Origin of the sequence: Vibrio sp. 10N.222.52.B7, from assembly GCF_041474275.1 — a bacterium.
Taxonomy (GTDB): domain Bacteria; phylum Pseudomonadota; class Gammaproteobacteria; order Enterobacterales; family Vibrionaceae; genus Vibrio; species Vibrio crassostreae_C.
Window position 1 is genome coordinate 84,426 of sequence record NZ_JBFRTU010000012.1, and the last position, 20,939, is coordinate 105,364.

General features: G+C 43.9%; 20 protein-coding genes. 11 read left to right on the plus strand and 9 right to left on the minus strand.

All coding sequences use genetic code 11. The features are described 5' to 3' along the window. Positions 1-60: 60 nt before the first annotated feature. From AB4512_RS05355 to dbpA, 3 genes are all read left to right on the plus strand, one after another. Positions 61-639 carry a hypothetical protein gene (locus AB4512_RS05355; protein ID WP_102393311.1) on the plus strand — a complete coding sequence of 193 codons (579 nt, stop codon included), beginning with the start codon at positions 61-63 and terminating at the stop codon, positions 637-639. Between the two features lie 217 nt (positions 640-856). Next, entirely contained in the window at positions 857-1,765 is a 909-nt protein-coding gene (locus tag AB4512_RS05360; protein ID WP_017064347.1) for an aldo/keto reductase family oxidoreductase, read from the plus strand. Positions 1,766-1,913: 148 nt separating this feature from the next. After that, complete coding sequence (gene dbpA / locus AB4512_RS05365) at positions 1,914-3,293, plus strand: ATP-dependent RNA helicase DbpA (RefSeq protein WP_017064348.1); 1,380 nt, start codon at positions 1,914-1,916, stop codon at positions 3,291-3,293. Positions 3,294-3,433: 140 nt separating this feature from the next. Here dbpA and AB4512_RS05370 read toward each other — a convergent pair whose 3' ends face one another. Continuing rightward, entirely contained in the window at positions 3,434-3,607 is a 174-nt protein-coding gene (locus tag AB4512_RS05370) for a hypothetical protein (protein WP_017064349.1), read from the minus strand. A gap of 303 nt (positions 3,608-3,910) precedes the next feature. Between AB4512_RS05370 and AB4512_RS05375 the strand changes: the two genes are divergently transcribed. Then, positions 3,911-4,747 (plus strand): DUF6279 family lipoprotein, encoded by an 837-nt coding sequence (locus AB4512_RS05375; RefSeq protein WP_372174579.1) that lies wholly within the window; start codon positions 3,911-3,913, stop codon positions 4,745-4,747. Between the two features lie 72 nt (positions 4,748-4,819). Here the strand turns inward: AB4512_RS05375 and AB4512_RS05380 are convergent, their stop codons facing one another. The 3 genes from AB4512_RS05380 to AB4512_RS05390 form a co-directional block, all read right to left on the minus strand. Continuing rightward, on the minus strand, positions 4,820-5,443 hold the full coding sequence (locus AB4512_RS05380) for a PolC-type DNA polymerase III (protein ID WP_017059480.1): 624 nt from the start codon (positions 5,441-5,443) through the stop codon (positions 4,820-4,822). A gap of 70 nt (positions 5,444-5,513) precedes the next feature. Further along, on the minus strand, positions 5,514-5,915 hold the full coding sequence (locus AB4512_RS05385) for a PPC domain-containing DNA-binding protein (protein ID WP_017059481.1): 402 nt from the start codon (positions 5,913-5,915) through the stop codon (positions 5,514-5,516). A gap of 109 nt (positions 5,916-6,024) precedes the next feature. Then, a complete protein-coding gene (locus tag AB4512_RS05390; protein ID WP_171733275.1) occupies positions 6,025-7,224 on the minus strand; it encodes a DEAD/DEAH box helicase in 1,200 nt (399 codons plus the stop codon). A 400-nt stretch (positions 7,225-7,624) separates the two neighbouring features. Between AB4512_RS05390 and AB4512_RS05395 the strand changes: the two genes are divergently transcribed. Beyond that, a complete protein-coding gene (locus AB4512_RS05395) occupies positions 7,625-9,280 on the plus strand; it encodes an ABC transporter substrate-binding protein (RefSeq protein ID WP_372174581.1) in 1,656 nt (551 codons plus the stop codon). 197 nt (positions 9,281-9,477) lie between these two features. Further along, positions 9,478-10,938 (plus strand): hypothetical protein, encoded by a 1,461-nt coding sequence (locus AB4512_RS05400; protein WP_372174583.1) that lies wholly within the window; start codon positions 9,478-9,480, stop codon positions 10,936-10,938. Positions 10,939-11,062: 124 nt separating this feature from the next. Here the strand turns inward: AB4512_RS05400 and AB4512_RS05405 are convergent, their stop codons facing one another. Continuing rightward, positions 11,063-12,694: an NAD(P)/FAD-dependent oxidoreductase gene (locus tag AB4512_RS05405; protein WP_048606003.1), complete on the minus strand. Its 1,632-nt coding sequence runs from the start codon at positions 12,692-12,694 to the stop codon at positions 11,063-11,065. Positions 12,695-12,947: 253 nt separating this feature from the next. Between AB4512_RS05405 and fdxA the strand changes: the two genes are divergently transcribed. Next, positions 12,948-13,271: a ferredoxin FdxA gene (fdxA, locus tag AB4512_RS05410; RefSeq protein WP_136982565.1), complete on the plus strand. Its 324-nt coding sequence runs from the start codon at positions 12,948-12,950 to the stop codon at positions 13,269-13,271. Between the two features lie 96 nt (positions 13,272-13,367). On the opposite strand, the gene AB4512_RS05415 is transcribed toward fdxA, so the two are convergent. From AB4512_RS05415 to AB4512_RS05425, 3 genes are all read right to left on the minus strand, one after another. Beyond that, positions 13,368-14,102 (minus strand): RNA methyltransferase, encoded by a 735-nt coding sequence (locus AB4512_RS05415; RefSeq protein ID WP_372174584.1) that lies wholly within the window; start codon positions 14,100-14,102, stop codon positions 13,368-13,370. Positions 14,103-14,277: 175 nt separating this feature from the next. Continuing rightward, positions 14,278-15,330 (minus strand): aldo/keto reductase, encoded by a 1,053-nt coding sequence (locus AB4512_RS05420; RefSeq protein WP_372174585.1) that lies wholly within the window; start codon positions 15,328-15,330, stop codon positions 14,278-14,280. A gap of 372 nt (positions 15,331-15,702) precedes the next feature. Next, entirely contained in the window at positions 15,703-15,849 is a 147-nt protein-coding gene (locus AB4512_RS05425) for a hypothetical protein (RefSeq protein ID WP_017068404.1), read from the minus strand. A gap of 346 nt (positions 15,850-16,195) precedes the next feature. On the opposite strand from AB4512_RS05425, the gene pepT reads away from it, so the two are divergent. From pepT to AB4512_RS05440, 3 genes are all read left to right on the plus strand, one after another. Next, the gene (pepT, locus tag AB4512_RS05430; RefSeq protein WP_193841787.1) at positions 16,196-17,428 is read left to right on the plus strand and encodes a peptidase T; all 1,233 of its coding nucleotides are present in this window, start codon (positions 16,196-16,198) and stop codon (positions 17,426-17,428) included. Positions 17,429-17,504: 76 nt separating this feature from the next. Further along, positions 17,505-17,972 (plus strand): DM13 domain-containing protein, encoded by a 468-nt coding sequence (locus tag AB4512_RS05435; RefSeq protein WP_372174587.1) that lies wholly within the window; start codon positions 17,505-17,507, stop codon positions 17,970-17,972. A gap of 136 nt (positions 17,973-18,108) precedes the next feature. Further along, the gene (locus tag AB4512_RS05440; protein WP_019825095.1) at positions 18,109-18,951 is read left to right on the plus strand and encodes a mechanosensitive ion channel family protein; all 843 of its coding nucleotides are present in this window, start codon (positions 18,109-18,111) and stop codon (positions 18,949-18,951) included. Positions 18,952-19,095: 144 nt separating this feature from the next. On the opposite strand, the gene AB4512_RS05445 is transcribed toward AB4512_RS05440, so the two are convergent. After that, positions 19,096-19,539 (minus strand): dCMP deaminase family protein, encoded by a 444-nt coding sequence (locus AB4512_RS05445; RefSeq protein WP_004737813.1) that lies wholly within the window; start codon positions 19,537-19,539, stop codon positions 19,096-19,098. Positions 19,540-19,798: 259 nt separating this feature from the next. Here AB4512_RS05445 and AB4512_RS05450 point away from each other — a divergent pair, with 259 nt between their 5' ends. Next, the gene (locus tag AB4512_RS05450) at positions 19,799-20,935 is read left to right on the plus strand and encodes an efflux RND transporter periplasmic adaptor subunit (RefSeq protein WP_029405640.1); all 1,137 of its coding nucleotides are present in this window, start codon (positions 19,799-19,801) and stop codon (positions 20,933-20,935) included. Positions 20,936-20,939 lie beyond the last annotated feature (4 nt).

Here is a 20,939-nt window from a genome sequence, read left to right on the forward strand (position 1 = left end):
TTGTTTGTCGATTGGTCACGTATAATGGACACTTCATATAGCGCTAAATAAGCCCAGTCGATGAAAATCTTTCAAGTTCTAATCTTGCCTCTAATGTTGTCCCTCGTTGCTATTTCATTTTCAGCGCAAGCAACCGAAAGCTGGTGGCTAAGAACAGTATTTAACAGCAGCCCAAGTCAGCCGAATTCTCAAAACTATATTAACGACATCGAGTTGATGGATTGTGGTGAGATCGAAGATACGCTGTTATGCAGTGACTTAACCCAATATTACGATCTGGATGTGTATGTTGAACTGGAACTGGGCGACTCAAGCGTTGAAACAGTTCGCTTAAACCTGCCATATTCGGACCTAAGTTACACAAAGCTTCAGGCATACCTTCGCCAAGATGGCTTTGCTCTCAGTTCAATTCGTATTGGTGAAGATGAATTCGATGTTACAGCTCAACTCGAACAAGCTCGAAATGAAGGTGTTGGTTTCGATAAGGTGGATAAACAGCTGGTCGAATTCATCAACGCGCCTCACGGTTCAGCAGAGCAACTGAGTGTATGGAATGTGCCTAGCTTATCTTCTACCTCTCCTTGGATTCAGTTACAGAGTGATGGTGACAACTTAATGGTTGAACTTAATCGTTTTTAATTGCTCAAATTTATAGATAGTTTCGTTATTTATTAGGTTAAACAAGCCTTTCAGGAGAACGGCTCGCGGGCAGACAGCAAGTTATAATTCATTTAAGTGTTCGTTTTTCTGCGGCTCTCACATTTTTAATAAGCGTTTAGCTTTGCCATTTGTTATACGTTGAGCCTTCGGTAAAACGAGCTTAGGATACGTTCAGTATTGATAAAGGAGACAACCCATGGTTGCAAGAGTAACGATAGCGCCACAAGGCCCAGAACTTTCTGAGCTGGTGCAAGGATACTGGCGTACAGCAGAGTGGGGCATGACCCCGCAACAACGCCTGACTTTCCTGAAGCAACATATTGATCTTGGCATCACAACTGTTGATCACGCGGATATTTACGGTAACTACCAATGTGAAAAGTTGTTTGGTGAGGCGTTAGCGCTTGAACCAAGCCTTCGTGATGATATTCAAATCGTCACCAAGTGCGATATCAACCTATGTGGTGACCACACTCCAGATCGTAAGATCAATCACTATGACACCAGCGCGCAGCATATTTACCAATCAGTAAATAACTCATTAGAGCACTTAGGTGTTAACGATATCGATGTATTGTTGATTCACCGCCCTGACGTGTTAATGGATGCCGATGAAGTAGCAGAAGCGTTCGCAGAGCTACACAAAGTAGGTAAAGTTAAGCACTTCGGTGTTTCTAACTTTTCACCGCGTCAGTTCGAACTGCTTCAATCTCGACTCGGTAAGCCGTTAGTGACTAACCAAGTTGAAATCAACCCATTGAACTTTGAAGTGGCTCATGATGGCACGCTAGATCAACTGCAGATGAACCGCATTCGCCCGATGGCGTGGTCTTGTCTCGGTGGTGGTAGCATCTTCAGTGGTGATTCAGCGCAAGCGGTTCGCGTTCGTGATGAGCTAGAGGCGATTCGTCAAGAAGTCGGTGCAGACAGCATTGATCAAGTGATTTACGCTTGGGTTCGTCGTTTACCATCTAGTCCAATTGCAATTATTGGTTCTGGTAAGATTGAGCGTGTGAAGACGGCCGTTGATGCACTGAAAATCGAGCTGACGCGCGAACAGTGGTATCGCGTATGGGTGGCATCTAAAGGTCACGGTGTGCCATAGAAAGCAATTCGTATAGAAGTTAAAGCCAGCTAACAAAGCTGGCTTTTTTGTGTTCGCCTAACATGTTTCTCCAAAACTGTGATTAAGGTGGAATAATTTTCAAAAACACTCATAATGCACTCTGTTTTTCACCAGTTGGATATTTCCATTGAGCACTTCAAAATTCTCTTCAATCGCCCTTAAACCAGAGCTTCTAAACACGTTAGATTCTCTTGGTTATACTGAAATGACGCCTATCCAAGCGTTAAGTCTTCCTACTATCCTAAATGGCAAGGACGTTATCGGTCAGGGTAAAACGGGTTCAGGTAAAACAGCTGCTTTCGGTTTAGGCGTGCTGCAGAACCTACGCGTTAAGCGTTTCCGTGTTCAGTCTTTAGTGTTATGTCCGACTCGTGAGCTTGCAGACCAAGTAGCAAAAGAGATTCGTACTCTTGCTCGTGGTATTCACAACATTAAAGTGCTGACACTATGTGGCGGTATGCCAATGGGCCCACAGATTGGTTCACTAGAGCATGGCGCACACATTCTTGTAGGCACACCTGGTCGTATTCTTGATCACCTAGAGAAAGGCCGCATTGACTTGTCTGAGCTGAACACACTTGTGTTAGATGAAGCGGATCGCATGCTAGAGATGGGTTTCCAAGACGCTTTGGATGCTGTGATTGAAGCGGCGCCAAAAGAACGCCAAACTCTGCTATTCAGTGCGACTTTCCCTAAACAGATCAAATCTGTTGCAGACCGCATTATGCGCAATCCAGAAATGGTGAAGGTTGAATCAACACACGATCACTCAAGCATCCAACAACACTTCTACAAGTTAGAAGGTTCTGAAGCTCGTGATGACGCTCTAGAGCTGCTGTTGTTGCATCACCAACCGGAGTCTGCGGTTGTGTTCTGTAACACTAAGAAAGAAGTGCAGAACGTAAACGATGAGCTAAGCCACCGCGGTTTCAGTGTTATCGAACTTCATGGTGACATGGAACAGCGTGAACGTGACCAAGCTTTGGTTCAGTTCTCAAACAAAACCATCTCGATTCTAGTGGCGACAGACGTTGCGGCTCGCGGTCTTGATGTTGATAACCTAGATGCTGTGTTCAACTTTGAATTGTCTCGCGACCCTGAAGTTCACGTACACCGTATTGGTCGTACTGGCCGTGCAGGAAGCAAAGGCGTAGCGATCAGCTTTTTTAGTGAAAAAGAGATGTACCGTGTTGCTCAAATTGATGAGTACATGGACATGCCAATCGAGCCATCTGAACTGCCAGCAAAACCAATTGCTAAGCCGTACTACTCAAACATGGTTACCATCCAAATTGATGGCGGTAAGAAAGCTAAGCTTCGTGCTGGTGATATTCTTGGCGCACTGACGGGCCAAGGCGGCATTGATGGTAAATCAGTAGGTAAGATCAATCTGTTTGCAATGCGTGCTTACGTAGCGGTAGAAAGATCTGTGGCTAAAAAAGCACTGAACAAAATCGAATCAGGTAAAATGAAGGGTCGTCAATTCCGCGCCCGAATCCTGAAGTAATTCGAGACTGAATCCCTTTGCTGCGATATGTCTAATTAACGACATTGCTAATTAATGGCATTGCAGTAAAGGGTGTTCCACAAAATGCCACTTAAGTTTCTTATCTTAGGTTTATCGACCTAGTCCTCTATACCAAAGCATTATTCATCGGGTCTTATCGAATAAAGATCGTTGATATGTTTTCCTTCGCTAAGATACCAAGTCATCGCTTCCTGTCGATTGTGAACCAATATCGTGATTGTGGTTATTGAACCATCATCAAAATAACAAAGCTCATATTCTAAATCGCTTGGATGATCAGGAATAGCGGCCATAGCTTCCCTCCCAAATATCAATCATTTTAAATACGTCAACCCAACTCATTTATAGGGCTCGTATCACGTCAAATGAGTAATAAAATCAAGTTACATCACTGCCATTAATTATTTTTAGTTTAATCATTTGCCTAAATAGCTAGATTAGCAAGTTTGGGTCTCAATTTATCTCAAAGTTTTTACGACCACTGTTTATTAAGACTACTTTTATAAGAGCTAGAATTAGCGTTATAAAAACTGGGCTAACCTTAAAGGGATGAGTTAATCGGTTTGTGGCTTTGTTGAATGTCGTGAGAGGGTAGAATGAGAAAGTGCCGGTGGTTAGTTTTAATGATCTGTTTTCTATTTACTGGGTGCGGGACCAAGTTCGCCTATAACAATATAGGTTGGTTTGTCGTTAGCTATATAGAAGATTTTGTTTCCCTCTCAAATAGCCAAGAATCAGAGCTTGAAGAGCGATTAGATATATTACAAAAATGGCATAAAGAAACTCAGCTACCTCTGTACATCTCGCAATTAGAAGCGATTCAAAACGTAGATCGGTCGGATATGAATCCCGCTTTTATTGTGGGCCAAAGTGAACAAACGAAAGAGCATATTCGCACAATCGTCAATAAGTTCGCTCCAGATATTTACGCCTTGAGTATGCAGCTTAGCCCTAAGCAAGACAGGGAGTTTTTAAAGAACTTTCGTGAAAAGCAGCAAGACTATTATGAAGAAAGGTTGTCGTTGAACGATGCCGATTCGAGAGAGCGATACCGAAGCAGAATAGAAGAGCGCGCAGAACGGTGGTTAGGTTCAGTATCGAAAGAACAAAAACAGATTATTTTGGCTTGGTCTAAAGAGTGGGTAAATACCAATAGCAGTTGGCGACAATATCAAAACAACACCTATCAAGAGCTAACGACGCTGATGGCAAAGAAGAGCGATCTGCATATTGCTCAGCCGATTATCATGAAGTTGCTTTTAAACAATGAAGCTTATTATCCTGATGAACTTGAGTCACAACTCAACCAAAATATGGAAACATCAGCCAAGTTTTTAGTAGATATCGCCGCGACCAGCAGTAACAAGCAGTGGGCGTATTTTATGAATGAATTAGAAAGCCTCAAAGGAACGTTGAAGTCATTGCAAGAGTAGAGCGTCCCTTTTAAAGGCTAGCGGTTATTGTCGAGCTAGCCTTTCATCCCACTTTAAGGTGAATTTCGGAACCTAACCCCTGTTGCTCATCAGTAGTTTTGGAATCGAACCTTTGGCTGTCTTCGATATTTTCTGCATCAATTGGAAGCTCGGCTGTTGAATACCGTGGTCACTCTGCAGCTCATCGATCATTAATAACCACAACCTTGCTGTCATTTCTGAATCGGCTAACGCTCTGTGGAAAGTACCGTCGTTGTCGATATTTTTGAAACGCACAAGGTCGCCTAGCTTATGAGTTGGTGCGTCTTGGATTAGACGACGAGCTATCAACATTGAGCAAGCGAACTGTCCATTGTAATCGCGACCAATATTATCTAATTCCGCATCAAGAAAGCGCTTATCAAATGAGGCATTGTGAGCGACAAGTTGGCTGTCTTGAATGAAGTCTGCAAACTCATCCATCACTTCACTACAACTGGCCGCTGTGCTTAACATACGGTTACTGATTCCGGTATAACCTTCAATGAATCCACTCACACGAAATCCCGGGTTCATGAGCTGCTGGAAGGTGTCGACGACTTCGCCGTTAACGAGTTTAACCGCACCGATCTCAATCGCTCGGTCGCCCATATTTGGTGATAAGCCTGTGGTCTCGAAATCGAGAACGATAACGGAATCTGCGGAGTTTGGAGCCATCGTGTTTCCTAATTGCTGTTTGGTAGTATCGCTTTGTATGGGGCGTTTGGTGTTGCTATGGGTAAATCAGTTATTTGCTATTGCTGATAGTAAGTTCAGTGTAACCCGTCGAATCGTCATGCTCTCTGTTGAAGGTCAAGGTATCGTAGCGGTGAACAATCAATTCAGCCGTGGTCGCGATAATCGTCCCTTCAAGCAAATGCCCACCAATTACATTGCCATTCTCATCAGCAACGGAGATATGAATATGCTGGTGGTTTGGGGTTAGCGTTGCCATCACCGAGACTATTTCGAACGGAGCTTGAACTAGCTTGGTGTTGTTGGCATTAGCTAAGCGAATATTGAGTTGAGAAACACATCCGACACAAGACGCAATAGAGCCCGCGGAGATATTGTGCGCTGTCACTAGCCTCTGGATCTCTAGCTTTAGGTCTTGGCCGCGGGTTAATCTCGTTGCGATAGGAGTGATCATCTTATTGCCTCAACGTTATATGTATTTCAAAGAACAAAACGAAGCCACATAGGACTTCGTTTTATTTTCATTTTGGCTAACGCGACTTTTGCATTGTCTAAACCTGAAATTACTCAGGTTGCTGCAGGTCTCTTTTCTTTTTAGGCACGAAGTTCAATACAGAGATTGGCACTTCTTTGCGTGGTTCGAAACCTTCAACAACGCGACGTTCAATCAAGTGACCCAGACGCTTTTCAATAATGCACAGGTTTTTGAAGTTATCTTTCGATAGGAAAGATATCGCTTCGCCAGACGCATCAGCACGGCCTGTACGACCAATACGGTGAACATAGTCGTCCGCTGGGAAAGGCATGTCGTAGTTTACTACGCGGCTTAGGTTGTCGATATCGATACCACGAGCAGCAACACCCGTCGCGACTAAGTATTTTAGGCGACCTTTCTTAAAGTCAGCCAAGATTTTTTCACGAATCGCTTGGCTACGTCCACTGTGGAAAGCTTCCGCTTGAATACCACGTTTCTCAAGTTGAGCAACCAACTTAGCCGCGCCGTGCTTGGTTTCGATAAAGATAAGCGCTTGGTCCCAGTTACCTTCGGTAATCATGTGGCTCAATAGTGCTGACTTACGGTCTTTATCTACCGTTACCAACCATTGCTCAATGTTCGCTTTAGACGCATCAGTCTTGGCAATCGAAATCTCTTCCGCTTCACTGATTGCACTTTTCGCTAGTGCACGCACTGGCGTTGAAAGCGTTGCCGAGAACAGCAGGTTTTGGATGTCTTGTGGTAGACGCGCGATGATCTTGTTGATGTCTTCAATGAAACCCATGTCTAGCATGCGGTCAGCTTCATCTAGAACCAGTACTTCCACTTCATCAAAGTGAACGGCACGTTGTCCGTACATGTCGATCAAACGACCTGGTGTTGCCACAAGAATATCCACGCCTTCAATAAGACGATCTTTCTGGTGTTGGTAAGACACGCCACCGTACATCGCTAGTGATGTTAGGTTTAGGAACTTCGCGTACTTAGTGATGTTCTGTTCAACCTGAACTGCCAGCTCACGCGTTGGTGTCAGGATAACTGCGCGGATACGTTTTTTACGCTGCGTTTCACCTTTGCTTAGCATTTCTAAGATAGGGAGAACAAAGCTCGCAGTTTTACCTGTACCTGTTTGTGCTGCAGCAATAAGGTTCTTACCAGAAAGAACAATCGGAATTGCTTTTTCTTGAATAGAGGTTGGCTTTTCATAGCCTTGTTTTGCAACGGCTTTAACAATAGGTGAGCTTAATCCAAGCTTGGAAAATGGCATAAGTTTCTCGGTATGATTTGGCTAAATAGCGATGGAAAGGTTTAACAATCTTATACAAGGATAAGATTAATGGCGGCATTCTACCATGTTGCTTGTGTACCGCTAGTAACATAGACACTTTAGTTGGATAATACTGGCTCAATAGCACAACGATAAGGCAAGAATGTAAAGCAAATAGCAAATCCGGTGGAGGATTAATCTCCCACTTATTTTTGCCACTGAATATGCACGATCAGTGATTATTTTGTTTGCTAAAAGAGGTGTTTATCAATTAAGTTGGATCTTGATATTATTTATATCAACAGTTTCATACAGCATATTCCAACTTGAATGAGTAAATAGACCTCCCATTTGGGTTACAGCTATTCTCGTTCCACTAGACGCTTAATTCGGATATCCATTGAACGACGCTAACTTACGTAGACTTCAGCAGCTTATTGCAAAGTATGAACTAGGTGAAGAGTATCACCTAACGATCGATGACCTAGAACACTCGCTATCGACTTCTCGTCGAAACACTTCGATCATTCTTAAATGCTTATCAGAATATCGCTGGATTTGTTGGATTCCGTCCAAAGGAAGAGGGAAGCTTAGCCAGTTTAGAATTTTGGTCAGCTTTCCCGAAGCATTAGAACAAGTGTTAGCGCTTCAGTTAGAACAAGGGTGCTTTAACGTTATTCCTCGTCTTCTAGAAAGCTATGGTGATGCTGCAATAAAGGCACTGACGCTAGCGACTGAAAAACATAGTCTGTTCAATCAACAACATGACCATTTGCTGATCACTCAATATCCGTGGGTCGATAACCTTGAGCCAGCAAAAACATACCGAACCGCAGAACATCACATCTTAAGAAGTCTATACAATACGTTACTCGTCCAAGACCATGAGGGAAATCCCCAAGCGAGCCTCGCGCACCATTGGAAGGTGGAAGGGCGATTTCTGCATTTTTGGTTGAGACCGAATGTGTTATTCCATGACGGTGAAACTTTAACGGCCAAAGATGTTGCTCAATGTTTGTTGCAGCTAAAAAATATCGAAGGGCCAGTACAGTCTTTATTTGATCAGGTCAGTGATGTTCAAGTGGTGGGTGATAAACAACTGACTATTGAGCTGACACACGCAAACCCAATGTTTCTCTATGCTTTGACTAGCCCACACTCGTCTATTTACCGCTGCAAGCGTACTTATTTTTCGAGCGGGCGCAGTGCCTATATCGGAACCGGACCTTTCTCATTAGACGATTGGAGCGAAGAGTGCTTGGTTCTTAAACGTCACCTAGGTTACTTTGCTCAAAATGCCTTGTTAGAACAGATAACGCTCACCGACATAGAAGGTTTGAATGATCACACCCTGAGTTTTAATCAATCTGGCGTAGCAGAAGAAACCACAATCAATGCACTTTCGTATCTTGCGGTTAATCGTAGAGAAAACTCGGGCATAACCCCTGAAGAACTCGACAGGTTGGTATCGTTTATCAAGTCCAGCAGTAAAGAGTTTGATGCTGATATGGTGACGGATGATCTGTCTTTCTCGCCGAGTAAATTAACATCCAGCAATCCCATTCCTATTTTGACGGGCACGGTTGTATTAACACGACCTAGAATGACGATTCCTTTACTTCAAGATATGGCGGACTGGTTGCAACAAACGATTGTAAAAACGGGTGTCGCTATTGAAGTTGTTGAGCTTACCAATATCAGTGACCCTAGCTCCATGAGTGAGTCGGCAGACTTGTTATTTATTGAAGAAGTTATCGAACAGCCAAAAGAGTATGGTCTTTACGATTGGCTACTTGCTTCATCTGGTCTTAGGTTCATTTTCAACAATTCGGAGATGAAGGCGCATTGCGAGAGAGTTAGAGCTGCTGTCAGTGGCGAGGACCCGATGAGCGACTTGAAAGAGATTGAAGGTTCGCTTTATCAACAGAAGTTACTTTGTCCGTTATTTCACGGCAAAGAGAAGGTTTTTAATAGTGTTGAGGTTCATGGGGTAGAGATTAACCAAACCGGTTATAGTGATTTTTATAAGCTTTGGATAGCTTCGAACGAGAAGTAATTAGTCCATTTTTAACCCCATTTCCCTATCTTTTAGTTTCTGTTCAAAATGAAAACATGCACGAATCGGCTATCACCCTTTCGTGTTTCTTTCTAATGCCAATCGCTATTATGGCTGGCTATGACTATCACAGTCATTTCCGGTCATCCCCCCAATGACAATTCCATTTATAATGTATTTCATTAGGATCTAATCGAATGAAACTTAAGCTTATTTCTATCGCACTTATAGCTGTTGGCCTTACGGCTTGTGGCGGAGGAGGCGGTGGTAGCAACACAAGTGCTCCTGCTCCTCAAACGAGAACCTTACAAGGTGTCGCCATTGACGGGTATATTTCCGGGGCGACCGCGTTTCTAGATATCAATTATAATGGCGTATTAGATGAAGGTGAGCCTAGCAGTGTCACGGACGATGAGGGCAGCTATGAGCTATCTTTGACGGGTTCTAACTCAGACTGTATGGACTACGCTCCAATCGTAGTGAACGTGCCAGTAGGCGCTATTGATGCAGACAGCCCAAACACACCGATTACTGAACCTTATCAGTTAATCTTTCCGCCAGTCATGACGGTGAGTTCTGAGCAAGAAATTAAGTCGACTACGCCACTGACAACTGTTTTATGGAATCAGATCCAAGCCGACTTGTATAAAGGTGGTTTAAACAGTTGCTCTGCTTTGAAGCAAGCCGTGAACACCCAAAATAGCATTATCCAAAATGTGAAAGAGCATGACTTCCGAATTGCGAACCGATACAACATCGCAGTAGAGGACTTGTATGGTGATTTCGTTAAAGATCAAAATACTGAGCTCTACGATTTAGCGCAGAAGATGATGCCTGCCATTAAAAAGTCGTATCAAGAGACCAAAGAGATTCAAAAAGAGAACCCGACAGCCCAGCAAGCTTATGTTGACTATTACTGGCAGCATTGGGATTACTCCAAGAAGAACGAAATTAATAAGTGGTATAAAGTTAAAACAGTGATGACTGCGGATAAGCTGATTGTCATTGAACATGAAGTTTCAGCTGACTTGCAGACAGAACTGGCGTTAAATAAGCATATTGAGCGTAATAGCCAAAAGAAAAATGGTTTGGAATATGACAAAGAAGCTTGGTTCTCATTGGGTAGTGATGGAACGGAATATTCATGTTCGGTGAAAGAGACCATCAAGCAACAGATTTTACCTAACTCATTGACTACTTTTGGTGTGATTAACCGTAGCGGGTCTCAACAACCTGATTGGGACAGCTGTTCTCGTCAAGACGTGGGTGCGGGCTTCATGCAAACCTTGTCGGCTGATGTTGTCGGTGACTACAAAGATCAGTTTACTCAGGTACAAGCGAAATTTAATTTTGAGAATAATGCACCACATCCAGAGTGGGTGAATTTGGGTGATTCATTGGGTAGCGTTTCGCGCAGCGACTTTGATGCACTCAACTACCTATCGGTAGATTTTAATGACAACAGTTCATATGGTTCTGACAGCTGGAACCGACATAAGTATGCGTTCATTGAAAATACACCGTTTGATTATACTCAGACGATAACGTCTAAATATTCTCAAGGGAACTGGACTAAAGGTTATTATTACCAGAATGGGACAAGTTTATTTGAGTGTTCAAATGATGGTGTGAATTGGTCAAAAGAGACTTGTAAGTAACGCTGCCGAAGTCGTGACTAAATAATTTTAGATACCTTTATGCAATAAAAAAATCCAGTGTCGACAAGGCACTGGATTTTTAGTTTTGGTTGATCGCGATCTAGCTTTGCTTTATCGAAAGCGCTTAAGCGATCTCAATCTTCTCAGCTTGGTTCTGCTCTACCATTGATAGTGCTAGCGCTTCTGCGGCCTTAATGCCGTCGATACCAGCAGACAGGATACCGCCTGCGTAGCCTGCACCTTCACCAGCCGGGAAGAAGCCCTTAAGGTTGATGCTTTGGAAGTCTTTGCCACGTTTGATGCATACAGGAGAAGACGTACGTGTCTCAACACCGGTAAGTAGGCCGTCTGGCGTAGAGAAACCTTTGATCTTCTTCTCGAACGCTGGGATTGCTTCACGAATCGCTTCGATAGCAAAATCAGGCAGCGCTTTTGAAATATCAGTCAGGTGGATACCCGGCGTGAATGACGGTTGTACTTCACCGATTGCACTTGGATCGCGACCTTTCAAGAAGTCACCGATTTTTTGAGCTGGTGCATCGTAGTTTTCACCACCAAGAACATAAGCGCCGCTTTCTAGTTCACGTTGTAAACGGATACCAGCCAGTGCGTCACCTGGGTAATCACGCTCTGGGTCGATACCTACAACGATCGCGCTGTTTGCGTTACGTTCTGCACGAGAGTATTGGCTCATGCCGTTCGTTACTACGCGGCCTTCTTCAGACGTTGCAGCAACCACAGTACCACCTGGGCACATACAGAAGCTGTATACAGTGCGGCCATTCTTACAGTGGTGAACGAGTTTGTAGTCCGCAGCACCTAGGATTGGGTTGCCTGCGTTCTTACCGAAACGAGCTTCATCGATCATCGATTGCTTGTGTTCGATACGGAAACCAACAGAGAAAGGCTTCGCTTCCATGTAAACGCCACGATCGTACAGCATTTCAAACGTGTCACGAGCACTGTGGCCAACAGCCAATACCACGTGGCGAGATTTGATCTCTTCGCCGTTAGAAAGTGTTAGACCAGTGATTTGGCCATCTTCCATGTGAACGTCGTCTACGCGAGTGCTGAAACGGATTTCGCCACCGAGTTCAATGATAGAAGCACGCATTTTCTCGATCATGGTAACCAGTTTAAAGGTACCGATGTGCGGCTTACTTACGTATAGAATTTCTTCTGGTGCACCCGCAGCAACGAACTCTTCAATTACTTTACGGCCGTAGTGCTTTGGATCTTTAACTTGGCTGTACAGCTTACCGTCAGAGAAAGTACCTGCGCCGCCTTCACCAAACTGTACGTTTGATTCTGTGTTCAGCGTACGCTTACGCCAGAAACCAAAGGTATCTTTCGTACGCTCACGAACTTCTTTACCACGCTCAACGATGATTGGGTTGAAACCCATTTGAGCAAGCACTAGGCCAGCGAATAGACCACATGGGCCAAAACCGATAACCACAGGGCGCTCAGTTTGGTTCTCAACCGCTTTAGCAACAAACTTGTACTCCATATCAGGAGTCACTTTTACGTGCGGGTCGCTAATGAATTGTTCTAACAACTCAGCTTCGTTTTCAACGAGAACGTCAAGCGTGTAGATAAGTAAGATCTTTGATTTCTTACGAGCATCGTAGCCACGTTTAAAGATATTAAAAGAGAGTACCTGATCAGAGTTAATACCAAGTTTCGCTTCAATAGCGTCTTGAATAGCAGACTCTTCATGGTCTAGTGGGAGTTTAATTTCGGTTAAACGTATCATTTCGATGTCTCGTTTTTATAGGTGTCTTAGCTAGATCGTTTCTTAATACAGAGTTTGATGGAAACGCTGATGTTCAAAGAAGCGATAAGCTCACAATGGCGCGCATTTTACGAGAAATTGATTTATCTGTCATACTAATTTGGAAACATGGAGCAAATAGACACGATATTAGAGCCGTATGATGTTGAATTTTGCTTTGGGATGAGTATTATCCCCATTCTTCAATTTTGACTAACTTATAGAGCAGAGCATCATGGCATTTGTCGTAGGCGATAATTGTATTCAATGTAAATACACAGACTGTGTGGCAGTGTGTCCCGCAGATGCGTTCCATGAAGGCCCAAACTTCATGGTAATTAACCCGATCGAATGTATCGATTGTGGTTTATGTGTACCTGAATGTGATGCTCAAGCGATCTTCCAAGAAGATGAACTGCCTGAAGATCAAAAGATTTTCATTGAAGTGAACGCAGAACTTGCTGAGATTTGGCCTGTGCAAACGGAAGTAAAACCAGCGATGGATGATGCGGAAAAGTGGAATGGTGTGTCTGATAAGTTGGCAATGCTAGAAAAGTAATTGTTGAAAAGAACTCAAATAAAAAGGCGTACTGATTTAATCAATACGCCTTTTTTAATATCTGAACACTGTCGAGTGGCTAGTTAGCTTAGAGGTCTAGTTGTGCTGACGACGCATGTTGTCGAGAATGATACCTGTCGCCATTGCAACGTTTAAAGACTCCGCGCCACCGAATGCTGGAATCGTAATCTTATCCGTCACGTATTTAGCCGCATGTTCACGAATACCGTGGGATTCGCTGCCCATCAACAAAATGCCGTTGGCAGTAAACTCAGTCTTATGAACACTTTCGCCTTCTAAAAACGCACCGTAAACAGGTAGGTTTGCTTGCTCTAAGTAAGCGGGTAAGTCAGTTTGGCTTACGTGAACTCGGCCAAAGCTGCCCATAGTCGCGCTGATCGTTTTAGGGTTGTATGGGTCTGCGCAATCGCTGCTCGCAACAATATGCTTGATGCCATACCAGTCTGCTACGCGAATAATTGTACCTAGGTTGCCAGGGTCTGAAACGCCATCAAGTGCAATCATTAGCCCAGTTGCTTCTGGTAGCTCAAACGTTGGGATCTCAACAACCGCAATCGCTGCGTTGTTACTTACCAAAGTACTCGCTTTGGTGAGGTCATCCAGAGAGGCTTCAACACAATCAAACTCAATCAGTGAAGCATGATTTTCAGATAAGAAATCAGCGGTAGCGAAGACGTTCTTCACCACTAAGTCACTATTGAACAGCTCAAGAACGTTCTTTTCACCTTGAACTAGAAACAGGCCGTGGGCTTTACGTTGTTTCTTTTGACCCAAAGCACGAAGGAGTTTTAATTGGTTTTTTGAAATCATGTTTTTATCCTAGATATAAGCCCGCGCATTATAGAGCAAAGGTTGGCGAACCAAAAGCGTGATGACTCAATGCGATCCATATAAAAAGCAAAAGCGATCCACTTAAAAAAGAAAAGCGCACTAAATAGCGCGCTCTTATGGGATTTACTCACCTAAGTTAAGCTGAACTGACAGCCTAATACGGAGCAGGATAGCGCTTAAAGACTGTGTTGATATCAGTCAGGATCTCTTCTGATAAGGGTTTATTGAAAGCGGCTACGTTCTCTTTTAGCTGCTCCATGGTCGTTGCCCCAATGATAGTGGAAGTCACCCCATCAACTTGATTACACCAAGCCAATGCCAGTTGGCTCGGAGTAAATCCATGAGCGTTTGCTACTTCAACATAGCCTTTAACCGCTTCGTTGGCAGATTCAGTATCACGGAAGATTCCTTTACGTTGCATGTAAGTCCAACGGCTGCCTTCTGGTCTTGCGCCATCGATGTACTTTCCACTCAACATGCCTGCAGCTAAAGGTGACCATGGCAGGTAAGCGACATCTTCATGCACACAGTTCTCAATCAGATATGGCCAGTCTTTTGCGTGCAGTAGGCTAAATTCATTCTGAATCGAAACCATACGTGGCAAATCGTGTTTTTCACTCAGCTTGAGGTAAGTGTTAATGCCCCAAGTAGAATCATCTGAAAGCCCGACATGGCGAATTTTACCCGCCTTAATGCAGCTAGCCAGTGCTTGTAGGATTTCCAACATCTCAGCTTCATGCTGCTTTCGGTCAATATCACTGAATCGAATGTGATTTGGGAAATGCTTACCAAAGTGAGGCGTTGTGCGATTTGGCCAATGAAGTTGGTAAAGGTCGATATAGTCTGTTTGTAGGCGTTTTAATGATGCGTCAGCGGCTGCGATCACAGCTTCACCGGTTATCGGCCCACCATCTCGAACCCAAGGAAGCCCAGGTCCGGCAATTTTGCTCGCAATGATCAACTCTTGTCGACGCTGTGGGTTACGCGATAACCAGTTACCAATGATCGCTTCTGTTTTTCCGTAGGTATCTGGAGAAGGTGGAACCGCGTACATCTCTGCAGTATCGATAAAGTTAATGCCTTGGCTTAATGCGTATTCGATCTGTTGGTCGGCTTGCTGTTGCGTATTTTGTAGCCCCCAAGTCATGCTGCCAAGACAGATACGGGAAACGGGAATTTGACTACTTCCTAGCTTTGAATATTCCATTGAATTCGGGGTTCCTGTGGTTAGGTTCTCTGGTACTCGCATTATAGTTTTGAAAAGAGGGCGAGTGAGGAATGAAAACGAATATGAATTATTAGCACAAAATGACACGACAAGGTATGGCATCGGGGAGTTTAGTTAGTCATTTCTCAGCGCCGTAAGCTAGCGTGTGCAATGCGTGAAAATACATTCGCGAGAAACTATGAGCCAAACAGTGAGCGAGAATTGAAGAACAAGAAGTAATGAACGAAGGTTTAATGTTCAGCTTGTTTGGGAGTGGGGGAGAGGAGAACAGATCAAAAATAAAAAAAGCTCTACAGGATAGAGCGTAGAGCTTTTTTATAGGGGTCTTAATAGTGCTAGGTATTCATTGAGTTACGAGGTCGCGTTTGTGTCTAATCCACCCTGGATCTGCGCCTGTCTTAGAGCTTCCTGCCTTTGAACTTCTTTCTCAGTTAATACTGGTTGAAGCGTTTCCTCAGAGGCTTGAGGAGAGAAAATGAAATATTTATTAATCGTCATAACTGTGTCTCCGTGTAACGTATGACAGATTCTGCATCAAGGATAAATTGTGATCATCATCCACTTTGTACTTTTTTTAGGCTGAGAGCGGAGGGCGTAGAATGCGTACAAAGCGATCTCTTATCATCCGTATGCAATGTTGAACTGACGAAACCCTCTGTTTTCAAGTATAGGAAGCGCATCTAATTTCGCACAATAATGATTTAGAGCAATTACATACATGGTCAGGGGCGTAAGATGAAAAACCTCGCTACTGACTCTGTGTTCGTATTTATTTAACGATGCATCGTATATCGAAAAAATATAAGTCAGTAAATCAATTACTTAATCCATGGTGAGATGAATTATGGAAAAGCTTGTAGAACGTTTTCTGAATTACGTTACTTTTGATACCAAATCCGATCCTTCTAATCAGCAATGCCCAAGTTCACCGGGTCAAATTACCTTTGCTGAAGCCTTAAAGTTAGAATTGGTGGCATTAGACTTAGCTGATGTGTCTTTAGATGACAATGGATACTTGATGGCGAAACTGCCGTCGAATGTCGATTATCCAGTGCCGGCGATTGGCTTTGTGGCACACATGGATACCGCTCCTGACGCATCAGGCGCCAACGTGAAACCGCAAGTGATTAAAGATTACCGAGGTGGAACGATTGAATTAGGGGAAAGTGGCGAGAGTTTGAGCCCAAGCCAATACCCAGACCTTGATTCTTTACATGGTCACGACCTTATTACGACTGACGGCACAACTCTGCTTGGTGCCGACAACAAAGCAGGTATCGCTGAAATCATCAGTGCAATTGCTTACCTAAAAGCGAATCCAGACATCAAACACGGTGACATCTGCATTGGTTTCACACCGGATGAAGAGATTGGCCGCGGTGCGAACCTGTTTGACGTTGAAAAATTTGGCGCCGAGTGGGCGTACACTATCGATGGTGGCCCAGTAGGGGAGTTGGAATTTGAGAACTTCAATGCCACGAGCGCTGACGTTATTTGTCATGGCGTGAACGTTCACCCGGGCACCGCAAAAGGTAAAATGGTGAACTCGATGAACATTGCAGCGCAATTTCAATTGATGATGCCAGCACAAGAAACACCCGAGTGCACAGAAGGTTATGAAGGTTTTTACCACCTGAAGTCGGCGGAAATGGGTGTGGCTCGCTCTGAACTGGGTTACATCATCCGTGATTTTGAACGTGAAGGTGTAGAAGCGCGTAAGGCATTCATGCAGCAGAAAGTCGATGAGCTGAATGAGCGTCTTGAGAAAGGCCGTGTTGAACTGGTGCTAACCGATAGCTACTTCAACATGAAAGAGATGGTTGAACCGCATCAACATATTATCGAATTGGCGAAGCAAGCGATGATTGAGTGCGATGTTGAGCCAATGATCAAGCCTATTCGAGGTGGTACAGACGGCGCTCGTTTATCTTTCATGGGGCTACCATGTCCGAATATCTTTACTGGTGGCTACAACTTCCACGGTATTCATGAGTTCATTACCATTCAAGGCATGGAGCAAGCGGTAAAAGTGATTGTTGAATTGTCTCAACGTACAGCGACGCATTACCAAAAATAGAACATCAGAGCGTTATATCTCTTTGTATTTTTGAGAGTATTCAATAATACTCTCTTTAAGCATAAGGGAGTACGCGATGAAAAAGTTAGTTTTACTTTGCACCCACTTAGCCGTGGGTGCTGTTGGTTTTGGGCTGGGTGTTTACGCATTACCTATCTTGATTGAGCCTGATTCTCCTTCCTCAAGTTCTGTTGAAGCGATCAGTGAGCAGGCTATCTACACGGGTGAGTTCACTAAAGATCGACAAGATAGTGACTTCTTGCACTGGGGGGAAGGCATCGTTTCAGTGTCTGAAAGTGCGATCGCTTTTGAAGGTGAATTGGCGCCGGGGCCTGATTACAAGGTTTACCTCTCGCCTAACTTCATTGAAACCGAGCAGGCTTTCAATGACAGCAAGAACGAGTTACTGAGAGTCGGAGATGTGAAAACATTCGACCGCTTTATGGTTGAGCTTCCCGAAGGTACTGATCTTAATCGATTTAATACGGTTGTGATTTGGTGTGAAACTTTTGGCCAATTTATTACTTCTGCCAAGATAAAATGATAGCCTTAGCTAGGCTAATACCAGAATGTATACGAGCGCTCAGGAGTTGAGCGCTTTTTCATAGAAAGGATATTAGCGGCTTTCTTGTAAAGCTAACCGTTGTAAAGCTAACTGTTGTAATGCTAAGGAATAAGTAATGGAAAAGTTGTGGCAAGTAATTGATTTTCTACTCGCTCATAAGTTTATTTTTAGTGCGTTGATTATCACTATTATTTTAATCATTCGCCGAATCACCTTATCTCAAATAAGAGGTGATGTTGCTTTCCTTAGCGAAGACCAACGTAACTGGATGTCACGAACCAAAAACGGCACATTCGCGATTATTGTTGTGACGTTATTTGTGCTGTGGAAATCCGAAATCAGCGAGTTTGCGCTGTCGGTAACAGCCATTGCTGTTGCTATAGTCGTCGCATCTAAAGAGATCATTTTGTGTTTCACCGGTTCTATTCAGCGTGCGAGTTCTCGCTCATTTAGAATCGGCGACTGGATCGAAGTGGGTAAAATCAGCGGTGAGGTGATTGAGCACAATTTGATGGCGACGGTGATTCAAGAAATCGATTTGTATCATGGGCAATATCACTTCACTGGCAAGACAGCCACTCTGCCTAATAGCATGTTCTTCACTTATCCGGTAAAGAACCTCAACTTCATGAAGCGCTATGTTTATCATAACTTTTTTGTGACGGTGAAAGACTTTGTAAACCTATACCCTATGCTGCCGGGTCTTATTGTGAAAATTGAAGAGCATTGCGAAGAGTTTATCGATGTTGCCCGCCGTTACAACGGTGTGATCGAAAAGCACGCTGGCGTTGACCTTCCGGGTTCTGAGCCTCACATCCATATCACAAGCAGTTCGACAGGTGAGCAAGAAGTGCACTTTATGATCTTCTGTCCGACCGAAAAAGCGATTCATTTAGAGCAAGATATTCGTAAAGATTTTATGGAAGCGTACGCGGAAGCATTCCCAACGAGCGCTTAGCTTGCTCATCAGTTTATAGTGACCCAGCTATAGCCTCTAAACTATAGCTTCCAAAATATAGCGACCAAACTATAAGTCCAAACAAAAGAAAGCCGAGAGCGATAATATCGACTCTCGGCTTTTTTGTTCTTGCTATCTGTTAGCTTAGTCTAGGTCAGCGAGTGGTAACCAATCCACTTGTACACCAGCTTGCTCAAACATATCTTGGCTAACTTTAATCTTGTCGCCCCAGCGAGAAAGGAAATCTTCACTTTGCTCTGGGCAATGTACCGCTGAAATACCTGTTTGGATGATTTTTGCAGCACAGTTTGGACAAGGGAAATGCGTCACCCAGATTTCGCAGCTGTCCAAATCACGTTTAGCAAATAAAATTGCATTCTCTTCAGCGTGAAGCGTCTTGAGGTACTTCATCTCTCTGTCATCAGTATCCGCACTATCAGACACGCCATGTGGGTAGCCATTAAAACCAACAGAAACAATGCGGTTGTGCTTAGTGATTACGGCGCCGACTTGAGTTGAAGGATCTTTACTCCAAGAACCGACCAATTCCGCCATTTGATAGAAACGTTTAGCCCATTTTGAAATCATGAGAATTCCTTAACAATTAAATGTGAATGCTTATCTGTCTGACAATACATTATGTTAGACAATATCTATAGAGAACAAAAGCTGAGAGATTGATTTACTTAGGAATTGTAGCGTGTTTGTAATCACTTTATAAGCACTTGGTTTCAATTAACATATTGATACACTTTGGCCAGTTATAATTGATATTCCTCGGACAATGGTAACAGAGGTGTTACGTAAATTTTATGCTGTTCAAATACTAATAAGTGACGGTATAACCATGCGTAAAAAGTTGATCCTTACTGCTCTTGCAAGCTCTCTTATTCTTGCTGGGTGTGGGCAAGATGCTCAAAATGCCAAGCAAGCACCTTTACCTCTCGTAGCTGTACAGGATGTTAGCGTTGTTTCTCACCAGCAAAGTAAGTCGTATATCGGTCGTATAGAAGCCGTTGAAGACACGGCTATTACAGCGCAGGTTTCTGGCTACCTACAAAGCCGTCATTTTAATGAAGGCCAAATGGTTGAAAAGGGTCAATTGCTTTACTCGATTGAACCTTCTTCGTTTGAAGCCGAAGTAGCAAGCGCAAAAGCGTCTGTTGCTCAAGCGAACGCGAACCTTAAAAAAGCTGAGCTTGATTTTAATCGTGGTAAAAACCTACTTCCGAAAGGCAGTATCTCTCAATCTGAATTCGATGCATTAACCGCAAACTTGTTAGGTTCTCAAGCACAGCTTGAAGCAAGCCAAGCACAGCTAAATGCTGCGAATGTTCAGCTTTCTCATACCAAAATCATCGCGCCTTTCTCTGGCCGTATTAGCGATACCAAAGTGAGCACGGGTGATCTGGTTTCACCGTCTTCAGGTGTGCTGACGACTTTGGTTAGCCTAGACCCAATCCACGCATCGTTCAGCATCAGTGAGCGTGAGCGTATTGAGCTGGGTATGGACCGCATCGAAGGCGATGGCAGCAGCGACTCTGCAGGTGTTGAAGTTCAGATCATGCTTGAGAACGGTGAAGCGTTCGAACACCTAGGTCAGCTTGACTTCTTAGGCAACCGTATAAACCTCAATACTGGTACGATCGCGATGCGTGCGATTGCCGATAACCCGAATCAGCAACTACTTCCAGGCCAACACGTTCGCGTTGATCTACGTGAGAAACAATCTATTGATGTTGTGACTATTCCTCGTCGCGCAGTGCAAACCGACCTCGAAGGTGACTTCGTGATGGTATTGGTTGAAAGCGAAGCTGAACCTGTTGCTGAGCGCAGAAACATAGAGATGGGCCGTCAGATTGAAGGTGGCGTGATTGTTCATTCTGGATTAGAGAAAAACGACGCGGTCATCACTCAAGGCCTACAGCGTGTGCGTAATGGCATGTCTGTTCGTATTCAAGCTTCTGCTGAACAAGCTGAGTAAGGGG

Coding starts and splice junctions, on each gene's coding strand:
- pepT (WP_193841787.1), top strand. CDS start 16,196: ATGGAAAAGCTTGTAGAACGTTTTCTGAATTACGTTACTTTTGATACC.
- AB4512_RS05360 (WP_017064347.1), top strand. CDS start 857: ATGGTTGCAAGAGTAACGATAGCGCCACAAGGCCCAGAACTTTCTGAG.
- AB4512_RS05380 (WP_017059480.1), bottom strand. CDS start 5,443: ATGGCTCCAAACTCCGCAGATTCCGTTATCGTTCTCGATTTCGAGACC.
- AB4512_RS05400 (WP_372174583.1), top strand. CDS start 9,478: ATGAAACTTAAGCTTATTTCTATCGCACTTATAGCTGTTGGCCTTACG.
- AB4512_RS05415 (WP_372174584.1), bottom strand. CDS start 14,102: ATGATTTCAAAAAACCAATTAAAACTCCTTCGTGCTTTGGGTCAAAAG.
- AB4512_RS05385 (WP_017059481.1), bottom strand. CDS start 5,915: ATGATCACTCCTATCGCAACGAGATTAACCCGCGGCCAAGACCTAAAG.
- AB4512_RS05425 (WP_017068404.1), bottom strand. CDS start 15,849: ATGACGATTAATAAATATTTCATTTTCTCTCCTCAAGCCTCTGAGGAA.
- AB4512_RS05420 (WP_372174585.1), bottom strand. CDS start 15,330: ATGGAATATTCAAAGCTAGGAAGTAGTCAAATTCCCGTTTCCCGTATC.
- fdxA (WP_136982565.1), top strand. CDS start 12,948: ATGGCATTTGTCGTAGGCGATAATTGTATTCAATGTAAATACACAGAC.
- AB4512_RS05440 (WP_019825095.1), top strand. CDS start 18,109: ATGGAAAAGTTGTGGCAAGTAATTGATTTTCTACTCGCTCATAAGTTT.
- AB4512_RS05435 (WP_372174587.1), top strand. CDS start 17,505: ATGAAAAAGTTAGTTTTACTTTGCACCCACTTAGCCGTGGGTGCTGTT.
- AB4512_RS05390 (WP_171733275.1), bottom strand. CDS start 7,224: ATGCCATTTTCCAAGCTTGGATTAAGCTCACCTATTGTTAAAGCCGTT.
- AB4512_RS05375 (WP_372174579.1), top strand. CDS start 3,911: ATGAGAAAGTGCCGGTGGTTAGTTTTAATGATCTGTTTTCTATTTACT.
- AB4512_RS05355 (WP_102393311.1), top strand. CDS start 61: ATGAAAATCTTTCAAGTTCTAATCTTGCCTCTAATGTTGTCCCTCGTT.
- AB4512_RS05405 (WP_048606003.1), bottom strand. CDS start 12,694: ATGATACGTTTAACCGAAATTAAACTCCCACTAGACCATGAAGAGTCT.
- AB4512_RS05445 (WP_004737813.1), bottom strand. CDS start 19,539: ATGATTTCAAAATGGGCTAAACGTTTCTATCAAATGGCGGAATTGGTC.
- AB4512_RS05370 (WP_017064349.1), bottom strand. CDS start 3,607: ATGGCCGCTATTCCTGATCATCCAAGCGATTTAGAATATGAGCTTTGT.
- AB4512_RS05450 (WP_029405640.1), top strand. CDS start 19,799: ATGCGTAAAAAGTTGATCCTTACTGCTCTTGCAAGCTCTCTTATTCTT.